The 13168-nt window shown below is 30.7% G+C and carries 15 protein-coding genes; all 15 read right to left on the bottom strand.

Annotated features, from left to right (window positions below):
* Positions 1–35: 35 nt before the first annotated feature.
* On the bottom strand, positions 36–1436 hold the full coding sequence (gene uxaC / locus ACRC03_RS17360; protein ID WP_438653860.1) for a glucuronate isomerase: 1401 nt from the start codon (positions 1434–1436) through the stop codon (positions 36–38).
* Between the two features lie 125 nt (positions 1437–1561).
* Positions 1562–2608, bottom strand: a complete 1047-nt coding sequence (gene uxuA, locus ACRC03_RS17355) for a mannonate dehydratase (protein ID WP_438653859.1) — start codon at positions 2606–2608, stop codon at positions 1562–1564.
* 34 nt (positions 2609–2642) lie between these two features.
* Positions 2643–3674 (bottom strand): PfkB family carbohydrate kinase, encoded by a 1032-nt coding sequence (locus ACRC03_RS17350; protein ID WP_438653858.1) that lies wholly within the window; start codon positions 3672–3674, stop codon positions 2643–2645.
* Entirely contained in the window at positions 3655–4266 is a 612-nt protein-coding gene (locus ACRC03_RS17345; RefSeq protein WP_438653857.1) for a bifunctional 4-hydroxy-2-oxoglutarate aldolase/2-dehydro-3-deoxy-phosphogluconate aldolase, read from the bottom strand. The genes ACRC03_RS17350 and ACRC03_RS17345 overlap by 20 nt, the downstream gene beginning before the upstream one ends.
* Before the next feature lie 18 nt (positions 4267–4284).
* Entirely contained in the window at positions 4285–5136 is an 852-nt protein-coding gene (locus tag ACRC03_RS17340) for an SDR family oxidoreductase (protein WP_438653856.1), read from the bottom strand.
* Positions 5137–5228: 92 nt separating this feature from the next.
* On the bottom strand, positions 5229–5915 hold the full coding sequence (locus ACRC03_RS17335) for a GntR family transcriptional regulator (protein ID WP_438653855.1): 687 nt from the start codon (positions 5913–5915) through the stop codon (positions 5229–5231).
* A gap of 72 nt (positions 5916–5987) precedes the next feature.
* A complete protein-coding gene (locus ACRC03_RS17330; protein WP_438653854.1) occupies positions 5988–6293 on the bottom strand; it encodes an MFS transporter in 306 nt (101 codons plus the stop codon).
* Entirely contained in the window at positions 6287–6601 is a 315-nt protein-coding gene (locus ACRC03_RS17325) for an MFS transporter (protein ID WP_438653853.1), read from the bottom strand. Before ACRC03_RS17325 ends, ACRC03_RS17330 begins: the two co-directional genes overlap by 7 nt.
* A 5-nt stretch (positions 6602–6606) precedes the next feature.
* The gene (locus ACRC03_RS17320) at positions 6607–6858 is read right to left on the bottom strand and encodes an MFS transporter (RefSeq protein WP_438653852.1); all 252 of its coding nucleotides are present in this window, start codon (positions 6856–6858) and stop codon (positions 6607–6609) included.
* Between the two features lie 286 nt (positions 6859–7144).
* Complete coding sequence (locus ACRC03_RS17315) at positions 7145–7831, bottom strand: GntR family transcriptional regulator (protein WP_438653851.1); 687 nt, start codon at positions 7829–7831, stop codon at positions 7145–7147.
* Positions 7832–8031: 200 nt separating this feature from the next.
* Positions 8032–8412: a VOC family protein gene (locus ACRC03_RS17310; protein WP_438653850.1), complete on the bottom strand. Its 381-nt coding sequence runs from the start codon at positions 8410–8412 to the stop codon at positions 8032–8034.
* A gap of 70 nt (positions 8413–8482) precedes the next feature.
* A complete protein-coding gene (locus tag ACRC03_RS17305) occupies positions 8483–9397 on the bottom strand; it encodes an ABC transporter permease (RefSeq protein WP_438653849.1) in 915 nt (304 codons plus the stop codon).
* Positions 9397–10485 (bottom strand): ABC transporter permease, encoded by a 1089-nt coding sequence (locus tag ACRC03_RS17300; protein WP_438653848.1) that lies wholly within the window; start codon positions 10483–10485, stop codon positions 9397–9399. Before ACRC03_RS17300 ends, ACRC03_RS17305 begins: the two co-directional genes overlap by 1 nt.
* A complete protein-coding gene (locus ACRC03_RS17295) occupies positions 10472–12031 on the bottom strand; it encodes an ABC transporter ATP-binding protein (protein WP_438653847.1) in 1560 nt (519 codons plus the stop codon). Before ACRC03_RS17295 ends, ACRC03_RS17300 begins: the two co-directional genes overlap by 14 nt.
* A gap of 20 nt (positions 12032–12051) precedes the next feature.
* Positions 12052–13167: a BMP family ABC transporter substrate-binding protein gene (locus ACRC03_RS17290; protein WP_438653846.1), complete on the bottom strand. Its 1116-nt coding sequence runs from the start codon at positions 13165–13167 to the stop codon at positions 12052–12054.
* Between the last annotated feature and the right edge of the window lies 1 nt (position 13168).

Below are 13168 nucleotides of genomic sequence, written 5' to 3'. Positions count from 1 at the left end.
GAGCTATTATAGCTCCCTTTTTATTTATGTTTTAATTACTTTTGTAAATACTTATTTATGTTGTTATAGCAGATATTTTGTATAATTTCTCCTAATATCTCCATATCACAAGGATACTCTCCATTTTCTACTAATCCTCCTATGTAGTTACATAAGATTCTTCTGAAATATTCATGTCTAGTGTATGATAAGAAACTTCTAGAGTCTGTTAACATCCCTACAAACTGGCTTATTAGTCCTAATTGAGATAAAGCCATCATTTGTCTTTCCATTCCATCCTTTTGATCGTTGAACCACCATCCAGAACCAAATTGTATTTTACCTGCTACTCCTCCACCTTGGAAGTTTCCTAACATTGTTCCTAAAACTTCGTTATCCTTAGGGTTTAAACAGTATAATATAGTTTTTGGAAGTTCATCTGTTATATCTAATGAATCTAATAATCTTGATAAACTCGTTGCTACTTCTCCGTCATCTATACTATCAAAACCAACATCCGCTCCTAATTTCTTGAACATTCTAGTATTGTTATTTCTTAATGCTCCTATATGTAACTGCATTACCATATTACGCTTGTTGTACATTCTTCCTAAGCTTATCATAGTTAATGTAGAGTACTTTTCTATTTCTTCTATAGTTAATGTTTCTCCAGTTAATGCCTTTTTAAATATAACTTCAATTTCTTCTAATGTTGCTTTTCTGAAATAAACTCTTTCTAAAGAATGGTCCGTTATATTACATCCATTTTCAACAAAGAAATCTAGTCTTTTTTCTAATACAGTTAATAATGTTTCATAATCTTTTATTTCTGTATTTTCAACTGCTCCTAATTTACCTACATATTCAACAAAATCTGCTCCATGTATTTTAACAGCTTTATCGGGTCTAAAGCTCGGTCTAACTTCGCAAGCAAAATTTTTATCTTTCTCTATTTGTATATGATATTCTAAGTTATCTATTGGATCATCTGTTGTTCCTATATATTTAACATTAGAATTTATTATCATTGCTTTAGCACTAAAACCTTCACCATTTATTATTTCATTACATCTATCCCATATAGATTTGCATGTTTTTGGGCTTAAGGTTTCTTCTATACCAAAATATCTTTTAAGTTCTAAGTGAGACCAATGGTACATTGGGTTTCCTATTAAGTATGGCATAATCTTTGCAAATGCCTCAAACTTTTCATAGTCAGTAGCATCCCCAGTTATATACTTTTCTTCTATACCAAAACTTCTCATAGTTCTCCACTTATAGTGGTCTCCACCTAACCATATTTCAGTTATATTACTATATCTCTTATCCTCTGCTATTTCTTTTGGATTAAGGTGGCAATGATAGTCACATATAGGCATTTCTTTAGCAAAATCATGATATAGTTTCATTGCTGTGTCTGTTGATAATAAGAAATTATCGTCCATAAATTTTCTCATAGTATTACTCCTCTTAAAATAGTATCCCTCTTAACCATTAGAATAAAAGCCCTTGCGTATACAAGAGCTTTTATTCAAACACTTTAAGAGTAATTTTGGTTTGATTTTATTATTGAATTTATGTATTATTTGCTTTTTCTAACAGCTTCTATTAATCCATTTAGGTATACAGCACCTAAAGCTCTGTCGTATAATCCGTATCCTGGTCTTCCAGTTTCTCCCCATATCATTCTACCATGGTCTGGTCTGAATGGTCCATCGAAGTCATACTCTCCATATGCTTTTACTATTTCATAGAAATCTAATGACCCTTCTTCAGATAAGTGAGCTACTTCATTGAAACTACTATCTCCAGTTATTAATACATTTCTTAAGTGTGCAAAATGTATTCTGTTCTTTTCCTTACCGAAGTAATTTATCATTTTTATCATATCATTAGTCTTTGTACATCCTAAAGATCCAGTACATAAAGTTACACCATGATAGTGGCTATCGTATAAATTTATGAATCTTTCTAAAGCTTCAAAACTAGTTATTATCCTAGGTAATCCAAATATTCCCCATGGTGGATCATCTGGATGTATAGCCATTTTAACTTCTTCTTCTGCTGCTACTGGCATTATACCTTGTATGAAGTAGTTTAAGTTTTCCCATAGTTTTTCTTCATCTATATCTTTGTATTGCTCTAGTAATGCTCCAAGTCCACCTTCTCCGTATGAAGTATCCCATCCTGGTAATTCTAGCTCACCTGACGTTGGGTCCATTTTAGCAACCATAGCTTCATCGTATATTAAACAAGTTGAACCATCTTCTAGCTCATAGTTTAAGTCTGAACGAGTCCAGTCGAATACTGGCATAAAGTTGTAACATATAGTTTTTATTCCTGCTTTACTTAAATTTCTTATAGTTTCGCAGTAGTTTGATATGTATTTATCTCTAGTTGGTAATCCCATTTTTATATCTTCGTGAACAGGAACACTTTCTATTACAGTTAACTCTAATCCGTGCTTTTCTACTGAAGCTTTTAACTCCACTATTTTATCTAATGGCCATACTTCCCCTACTGGTATATCGTATATTGCCGTTACTATCCCCTTCATTCCTGGTATTTGACGAATGTATTCTATTTTAACAGGATCATCTTGTCCATACCATCTAAAAGTCATTTTCATGATATATTCCTCCCAATTAGCATCTCTATTTAATTTATCTATTTATATTTTCTATTCCACAATCCATAAGAGTTTCTACTTGGTATAAATCAACCATATTAATATCCCCTCTTATACTGTGTTTTAGTGCACTTGCACATGTTGCAAATTCTGCAATTTGGTTATAATCCATTTCTTTTAGTATTCCATGTAGTATACCTGCTGTAAATGAATCTCCACCTCCAACTCTATCTAAAATATCAAAAGTATGTATTCTAGAAGAATTTAATTTTTCTGCATCGAAGAAAAATCCTTGAAGTGAATTATTGTTAACAGAATTTACTATCCTTTTAGTTGACGCTGCATATTTAAGATTTGGGTATTTTTTAAACAACTCTTTGTACAAATCTGAAAGCTTTGCTTCATAATTTTTTTCTTCATTTGGTTTGTATTCCAATATATTTATAAAATCCAATATACCTAAAAAAGCAATATCTACGTAAGGTAGTACTTCTTGCATAAAACTTCTTGCTTGTTCTAAAGTCCACAACTTAGATCTATAATTAGAATCGTAAGATACTAGTACACCTTTGTTTTTAGCAGTTTTCACTAGCTCTAGACAAATATTATAAAGATTTGAACTTAATGCTGGCGTTACTCCAGATATATGCAATAGTTTTACATCTTCTAATATTTTGTCTAAATCAAAATCTTCTAATGATGCCATTGATATAGCTGAGTACTCTCTATCATAAGTAACATCAGAATTTCTTACTCCATGTCCTTGTTCTAAGAAATATATGCCAAGTCTTCCTTTTCCTCTTACTATATCTTTAGTGTCAACTCCAAATGAATTCATAGCTCTTATAACTTTATCTCCCAATACGTTTTGAGGTACTTTAGTTAATATTTTTGTATTATGTCCGAACATACTTAGGCTACAAATAACATTTGCTTCTCCTCCAGCATATGTTGCTTCAAAAGATTCAGCTTGTATTACTCTTTGGAAATTAGTAGGAGTTAATCTTAGCATAATTTCTCCAAAGCCTAATACTTTACTTCCATTGTTAACCTCTAATTTTTGCAATTTTCTTTTTGAACTCTCTAGCTAAATTTTCTATATCTTCTAAAGAACCAGCTCCTAATAATGAGCTTCCTACTCCTACACATGAAACTCCCATTTTGAACCATTCTTCAATATTGTCTATAGATACTCCACCTGTAGGCATAACTTCAACATGAGGTATTGGAGCTTTTACAGCTTTTACATATTTAGGTCCAAACACTTCTCCTGGGAATAGTTTTACCATTTGGTTGCCTTTATCTAATGCATTCATAACTTCTGTCACTGTCATACATCCAGGTAAGTACAATGTGTTTGTTTCTTTACATGCTATATTTACTTCATCTGAGAAACCAGGGCTTACAACGTAAGCTGCTCCTGCTTCTATTGCATCTATAGCCATTTTTCTATTTAATACACTTCCTACACCAACTAGTGCATCAGCGTAATTTTCACTAACATGTTTTATAAGTTCTACTACATTTGGTATTGTGTAAGTAAGCTCTATTGCTTTTACTCCACCATTTAAACATGCATTTATATACCCTAGTGCTTCTTCATGGTCTTTCGCTCTTATTACAGCTACTACACCTTCTTCTTTTATCCTATTTAACATAATTTATCCCCCTAAAGATTAAACTCCTGAGTATGCAGAGAATGCTCCATCTACTGGTATACATACCCCATTAACAAAACTTGATGCTTCATTGCTTACTAAGAATAATAATGTTCCTAATAATTCATTTGCTTCTCCGTATCTTCCCATTGGAGTACTGTTTAATATCTTTTCACTTCTTGGAGTTGGACTTCCATCTTCATTAAATAATAACTTTTCATTTTGAGCTGTTACAAAAAATCCTGGCGCTATTGCATTTACTCTTATTCCTACTTTAGACATATGAACCGCTAACCATTGAGTAAAGTTAGATACTGCAGCTTTAGCTCCTGAGTATGCTGGTATTTTTGTAAGAGGTGTATAAGCATTCATTGAAGATATGTTTATTATTGTAGCTCCTTCTCTGTTTATCATATCTCTAGAAAACTCTTGTGATGGAAGTAGTGTTCCTAAGAAGTTTAGGTTGAATACAAAGTTTACACCTTCTGGATCTAAGTCAAAGAAAGTAGTTAATTCTTCGTTGTCTAAATCTTCAGGTAATAAGTACTCCTTAGTTGTAGTTCCTTTTGGATGGTTTCCACCAGCTCCATTTATTAATATGTCACATGGACCAAATTCTTTTAATATTATTTCATGAGCATTTTTTATACTCTCTTTATTTAAAACGTTAGTTTCTATTCCTATTGCAGTTCCACCTTTAGCATTTATTTCTGCCGCTTTAGCTTCACAAGTTTCTTGTCCTAATGCAAGTATCGCAACCTTAGCTCCACACTCAGCTAATGCATCTGCCATAGCTCCACAAAGTATTCCTGTTCCACCTGTAACAACTGCTACTTTATCTTTTAAATCAACATTAAATGGTAGTTTCATGTTTATTATGCCTCCAAAATATAAATAATTTTATTCCTATACTTGTATACTAGCACACAAGATTTTTAAATGCAAGCTTTTTCCTACACTTTTTATTTAAAATAATTCGAAACTTCTTCATTGTCTTTTATAAAACAATTCCAATGATTTGCGGGTTTTATTATATGATTATTGACTACTTTATCTATGATTTTATTGTTTTTATTTTTTACGATATCTATATACATTTCATGTTGTTTAATAACTATGTTTTTATCCGTATTCATTTCTGCTAATAATCTCATTCTATTATAGTGAGTACTTATTTTTTGAATACTTCTCCATACATTATTCTTATTAGATGCTTCAAATAGTAACTTATGAAATCCTGTGTCTAATTTATGAAATTCAATATCACATCCACTTTTATTTACGATTAGTTTTTGTGCAAATAAATTCTTCTCTAATTCCATTAATATATCTGTCGTAATATTTTCTGTAGTTTCATATAATACTTCTTTCTCTAGTGTATATCTCATAAATATAGCTTCTTCTATTAACTCATTATCCATTAGAGATACATAGGTTCCAACTTGAGACTTAACTTCTATAAGATGTTCATTTTTTAATTGATTCAGTATTTCCCTAATTGGAGTTCTTGATATTTTTAAATTTTGAGCTAATTCAGTTTCACTTAATAATTGACCTGGCTTTAAGTTTAAATTCATAATATTATCTTTTAACACTCTATATCCATATTCTTTATTAGTTTCTCTATGCATTTTATTATATAAAATCATGCTTACCCCCCTACTTAAAACCTTAAAAAAGGCACGGAACAATTAAGTTAATCTCCATGCCTTTTTATATAATTAGCCTCTTCTAAGCTCTAACTTTGCTGTCATTTCTTCTAGTTTAGTTTTTGATAAATTATATACAAATACCATTGCTATAAATGATATTGTAGTTGTTATTACCGGTAATATTGTTATTATCATCGTTCCAGCTGAAAGTTCTTTCTTTCCAACCTTTTTAACTAAAGGTGATAAAACTGGTAAAATTATAAATGATGCCGCTATACCAACAATACCTCCCAGAGATATTAATTCAGGTGCTTTAAAATAATCTTTATATAAATATGGTGTTAAAGCTTGTACAGCCATCATAGATGCTAACATAAGTTAGATAAAACTACAAATAATCCAGCGACTTTCATAAATCCACTTGCTGTTGGTACATTATTAACAAATACTAACTTTGGAACTACTATCATTATTACTATATTTGCAATTAGTGCACCTATCGTTCTAAATGTAGATAGAGATGTTCTTTCTACTGGATCTGTTGTCATTACTGATGATAATGAGCCATAAGGTATATTAATTGCAGTATAGCACATACCGAATCCTATATAAGTTGCATATGCATATGGTAACTTAAGATTATCTGGTATTCCAGGTATTGCTGTAAATGCTAAAAAAACCATAATTGTTACTGGTAGTGCTGCATATAATAAATTCGGTCTAATTTAACGTTTTCCCCAACTTTTCTTCTATCAATAAAGGTTCCCATCATAAAATCATTTATGGCATCCCACATTCTAGCAACCACAAGCATTGTTCCTACTGCACCAGTAGTTATTCCTAATACATCTGTGTAGAATAGCATTAAGTATAAACTTACTAATCCAAAAAATAAGTCATTACCTAAGTCCCCTAACATATATCCTACCTTGTCTTGCATACCAAAAGGTTTAACTCTGTCCTGTTATAAAACTTTCCCATTTAATAGTTCCATCTATACACTCCTTCTAATATATTTTAACCTATATTTTTACAATTGTCGCATTTCTATACTAGTATACTAGCACTTTATTTTAATATTAGCAATCATTTTCTTGAGTTTTTTTAATATTTACCCTTTATTTTAACTTGACTTAATTTTTATTAAAATTATATTATATTTTTAACTTTCAAAAATATAAGTACCTAATATATAGGTACTTTTATTTTAAAAATCTATTCAATTACTATTTCTTAAAATATTCCGTTAGACTATCATTATTTGTTACATTTAACCAATCCGATGCAGGATCTTTTATATGTTGAGTAACAATTTCATCAATTCCATCTGATGACTTGCCGTTTATTAAGTCTAAATATATCTCATGTTGTTTGATTATTGTCATTTTATCAGTCTTCATTTCCGATAATAATCTCATTCTATTATAGTGAGTACTTATATTTACTATACTATTCCATATATTTCGCTTATTTGTTCCCTCAAATAATAATTCATGAAACTCTTTGTCTAACTTATGAAATTCTATTGCTGAATTTGGCTTGTCTGCAATTAACTTTTGAGCAAACAAATTTTTTTCTAATTCCATCAAAGTTTCTTCACTTATGTTCTTGCAAGCTTCTTTTAACACTTCTCTTTCTAAAGTATATCTCATAAACATAGCTTCTTCTATTAGATTACTATCTATCAATGATATATATGTTCCTGTCTGTGGCTTAACTTCTATTAAATGTTCATTTTTTAACCTCATTAATACTTCCCTTATTGGTGTTCTAGATATTCCAAGTTTTTCAGATAAATCTGCCTCACTTAATAGTTCCCCTGGTTTTAAATTTAAAGTCATTATATTATCTTTTAATACTCTATATGCATAATCCTTTCCGTTCTCTTTTTCTTTTTTATCGTATAATATCAAAGTATTCACTCCTATGCTAAATTATTTAATTCTATTTTATTATTTATTTTTAAGTAATTTCTTTTTATGTCAAATTAATACACTCACTATATTATAATATATTTTGTAAATTTACTATGATATTTTTATCTGTATTAATATAAAAATATCCCTCTATAGGTTATAGAGTATGCCCTAAACCATATAGAGGGATTAAAAAATTAGAATTTATCTTCACGTAATAAGTATTCGTTGTTATCTTGATCTTTGAAAGTAAATAACTTAGCATATTCCATAGTTACTATATCAGTTACTTCCACATCATTTGCTTTCATTTGATTGTATGCACTTTCTAAGTTTTCTGTACTTAATATAACTTTTTTGTACTCAGTGTCAACTGCAGGACATTCTTTTTCCATAAGTTTTCTATCGTATAAAACCATAGTTACCCATTCACTTTCCTTAGGTGCAATTTCTATCCACCTTAATGGGCCTTCAGTTGCATCTATTTTTGTTACGAAGTTTAATTTTTCTGTCCAGAATTTTAATGCCTCATCTTGATTATTTACGTAAATTGTTATTTTTGCTATTTTATTTATCATTTTTATCACCTTTGCTGATTTTGTTTTGTACCCAATATAGTCCGCTCGAAGGCTACCTATGATTAGTTATTTAATTGATTTCTTTTTTTGTTTTATTTGCACAATAGACTACATATATAACTACTATTGCAAGGTATGGTAACATTTGTATAAACTCTATTGGTAAATTTATACCTTGTAAATAATTACTCATACTTTCTGTAAATCCAAATAAACCAGAAGTTAATAGACCTACTACAGGATTAGCTCCTGCCATTGCTTGAGTAGCTAATGCTATATAACCTCTTCCTGAAGTCATTCCCGCAGAGAATAGTGTTACATATCCCATAGATAAGAATGCTCCTCCAAGTGCTGCTAATGCACCACTCATTGTAAGTGCTATATACTTTACTCTATTTACATTTATACCCACAGACTCTGCAGCCTCTGGACTTTCTCCAACTGCCTTTATTCTAAGTCCTAGTTTAGTATATTTAAACATTATCCATACTATTAAAACTAATAGTAATCCTGTATATGTTAAAACGTTATGTCCTGATAATATAGTACCAAGCACTGGTATATTTTCTATTACAGGTATATTTATGTTAGGTAATGCTAAAGAATTAAGAGAAGTAGATGCTCCTTTGTCTCCTGTGATTACATATAATCCAAATACGGTCATACCAGATGCTACTAGATTTAGAGCTATACCCGATATTATAATATTTGATTTTAACTTAAGAGCAAAATAAGCAATTATATTACTCATTATTATTCCTGCTAACACTGCTAGTAACAATCCTAAAAATGCACTTTGTGTAAAGTGACTTCCTACTACTCCAACAAATGCGGCCGTAAGCATCGTACCTTCTAAAGCTATATTTCTAGCTCCTGCACGAGCTGCTATCATAGCACCTAATGTTGTTAGAAGTATTGGAGTTGTTGATCTTATAACTGCAAACCAAAATTCTTCTTTTAATAAAATTCCAAGTAAGGCTTCCATTACTTATCGCCTCCTTTGTTTTCATTATTTGCTAAAGCCAATTGACTTTCTTTTCTTTGCTTTATAAAATACAAGAATCTTTCAGCTGTAACTAAAAGAATTATTATTCCTTGTATAAGTGATACTATTTCATTTTGCACATCTGTTTGTCTCGACATTATATCAGCACCAACACGTAAGTACGATAAGAAGAATGCTGCTATTGGTATAAATATTGGATTATTTGATGAAAGTATAGATATTATAACTCCGTCCCAAGCATAAGTAGGTGCCATAGACCATTGGAAACGCTTATACATACCTAGCTTTTCTATAGCTCCACCCATAGCTGCTAAAAATCCTGATATAAATGAAGTATATAGTATAACTTTTTTAGTATTTATTCCTGAGTATCTTGCAAACTCCGGATTAGAACCTACTACCCTTATTTCATAACCCCACTTAGTACGAGTTAAGAACACATATAGCAATATGCATGCTAAAATAGCTATTATAAATCCGTAGTGAAGTCTAGTTCCTTCAATAACAATTCCTAGGCTTGACGTTTTTAGAAACTTAAGAGAAGCAAAGTTACTTGCTTGTCTATCTGCTAAGAATTTATTAACTATATATAATCCTGTATAGAAGAATACATAATTAAGCATAAGTGAAGTAACAAGCTCGTTAGCTTTGTACTTAACTTTAAATAGTGCAGGAAGTGCTCCTATAAGTCCCCCTATAGTACCAGCTATTGCTATTGCAACTAGTGGATGTATGCCTACTGGAAGTGGTAGCATTATTGCTATAGCTGATGCTATAACTGCCCCCATGTAAAATGATGCATCTGTTATCATTGAGAAGTTCCCAGATTTAAAAACTAAACTTAATGATAAACCTGTAAATATTAGAGGAACCATCATCTCAAGAACATTGAAGAAATATCTTTTTGAACTTATTGGCCCTGTTAATAATATAGATAATGCCTTTGTCGGATTGTCACTTACTAAGAATATTATTCCTGTTGTAATTGCTAATGCTATACCTACTGCAACTAATAATCTTAAAAATCCGAAGTATTTTAATGAATTAGATTTTTTATTTTTGCTCATAATAAGCACCTCCAACTACCTTATCTCCGTCATGCTTAACCCCTAGCATATAAAGTCCTAATTCTTCTTCAGTTACATTTTTAGCATCTTCTATATAACCTACTATTTTACCTTCGTGCATAACTATTATGCTATCACTTAAAGATAAAACTTCACCTAAATCAGATGATATAAGTAATATAGCTTTCTTTCGCTCTCTCATATCCAGTATTTTGTGTCTTATAAATTCTATTGCTCCAACATCTATTCCACGAGTTGGTTGATTTACGATTAATAATTGTGGCTCATATAAGAATTCACGTCCCACTATAACTTTTTGTATATTACCACCAGATAAGTCTTTTATAGCTTGCTTTGTAGTATCATGCTTTACTATAAATTCTTTAACTAAGTTAGTTGTAAATTCTTTCACCTTAGCTAAATTTAATAAACCTTTGTTATTTAGCTCTTTTGAAGCATATATTTTTGATATTGCATTATCTTCTATTGAAAGATTTGGTGCACTGCCATATGCTAATCTATCTTCAGAAACATGTGATATACCCATTTCTTGTCTTTTTAATATTGATTGATTTGTAATATCTGTTTTATTTAAAATTATTTTACCATTAGTTATAGCATCTGTTCCTATTATTGCATTTACAAGTTCTGACTGTCCATTACCTTCTATACCTGCAACTCCAAGTATTTGACCTTCTCTTACTGTAAATCTTACATCATTTACTACCACGTTCTTAAATGAGTTTTTTACAGTTAAATTATCAACACTTAAAACTACATCTCTAAAATCTTTTTCTGTTTTTTCTATGTCTAAGTTAACATCACGACCAACCATTAACTTAGATATTTCTTGCTCTGAGAGTTCACTTACTGAGTAAGTTCCCATAGTTTTACCATCTCTAAGTACTGTCAATCTATCACAAAGTTCTTTTATCTCATGAAGTTTATGTGATATAAATATTATTGTATATCCATCTTCTTTTAATAACTTTAATTGTTTAAATAACTCTTCTATCTCCTGTGGTGTAAGTACTGCTGTTGGCTCATCTAATATTAATATCTTGGCTCCTCTATATAGAGCTTTTAATATTTCTAATTTTTGTTTCATTGCTATGGAAATATCTTTTACTTTCGCTCTTGCATCAACTTTTAAGTTATATTTTCTAGAGATTTCTTCTGTTTGTTTAATAGCATCTTCTAGACTTATAAATCCACCTTTAGAAGTTTCATGTCCTAAAATTAAGTTTTCTGCAACACTTAAAGAAGGCACCAGCATAAAATGCTGATGCACCATCCCTATACCTTTTTCTAAGGCTTGCTTAGATGAAGTAAAGCTTACCTTTTCTTCATTAACATATATATCACCACTTGTAGGTGGTATCATTCCAAATAGCATTTTCATAAGAGTAGATTTACCTGCACCATTTTCACCTATAAGTGCATGTACTTCTCCCTCATTTATAGAAATATTTACATTGTAGTTAGCCACTACACCTCCAGGGTATACTTTAGTTAAATTACTTACTTTTAGTATTTCTTTGTTCATTTAACCCACCCTACTTTCTATTATTTTGCTTTTTTTATTATTTCTTTTAATTTAGCTTCATCCATACCTAATGCTGTTGTTACTTTTACTTTACCTGTCTTTAACTCTTCCGAAACTTCATTTACTTTATTTCTTATATCTTCACTTACTGTAGAAGTGTATATATCATTTTCAGCAAGTCCTACTTGACCTTCTTTTATACCTAATACATCATGAGTATTAAATTCTAATGTATCATTTAAGTATTTATCCATTGCTTCAACTAAAGATGTATCTATATTTTTAAGTGCAGAAGATATTATATACTTTTGTTCTTCTTTACCTTCGTAAGCTAATGCTTGGTCACTATCTACACCTATAACATACTTTTTAGAATCTCTTGCTGCTTCAACAGAACCTGCAGATGCTGGTCCAGCAGCTGTAAATACTACATCTGCTCCCTTTGAGTATTGAGCTAATGTTAATTCTTTAGCTTTTGCAGTATCTGTAAATGATCCAACATAAGATACTTCTACTTTAACATCTTTATCTATAAACTTAGCACCTTCTATATACCCTACTAATGAATCATTTATAACTGCCGAAGTATCTCTCGCTCCAACAAATCCTATAACTTTTTCTTCATTAGCAAGTTCCATATCACTACTTGTTACTAAAGCTGCTAAAGCACCAGCTAAGAATCCTGCTTCATTTTGCTTATATGTCATTGAGTATACATTGTCTAAATCATATTCATCATAGTTTACATCTGTATCGTATACTATATATTTTTTCTCTTTATAAGTTTCTGCTGTGTTTTCAACATGTTCTTTCATGTCCCAACCACCAGTTATTATTATATCTGCATCCGATTCTGAAGCATCTGTTAAAGATGGCTCAAACTTAGTTTGGTCAAATCCCATTTCTACAACTTCAACGTCTACTTTATCTCCGAATTTTTCTTCTATCTTCTTTATACCTTCATTAGCTGAATCATTGAATCCTTTATCTCCTAATGCTCCTGTAACTAATAATTTAACACTTACTTTATCACCGTCTGCACCTTTAGATTCCTCTGAACCTGAAGCACATCCTACTAAAACACTTGCACTTAGACCCATTGCTAAAAGAGTCGCCATTATTTTCTTCTTAAACATA

Origin of the sequence: Romboutsia sp., assembly GCF_051659545.1 — a bacterium.
GTDB lineage: Bacteria > Bacillota > Clostridia > Peptostreptococcales > Peptostreptococcaceae > JBOFOR01.
Note: the sequence above shows the minus strand (reverse complement) of the source record. Positions and strands in the feature narration are given on the sequence as shown.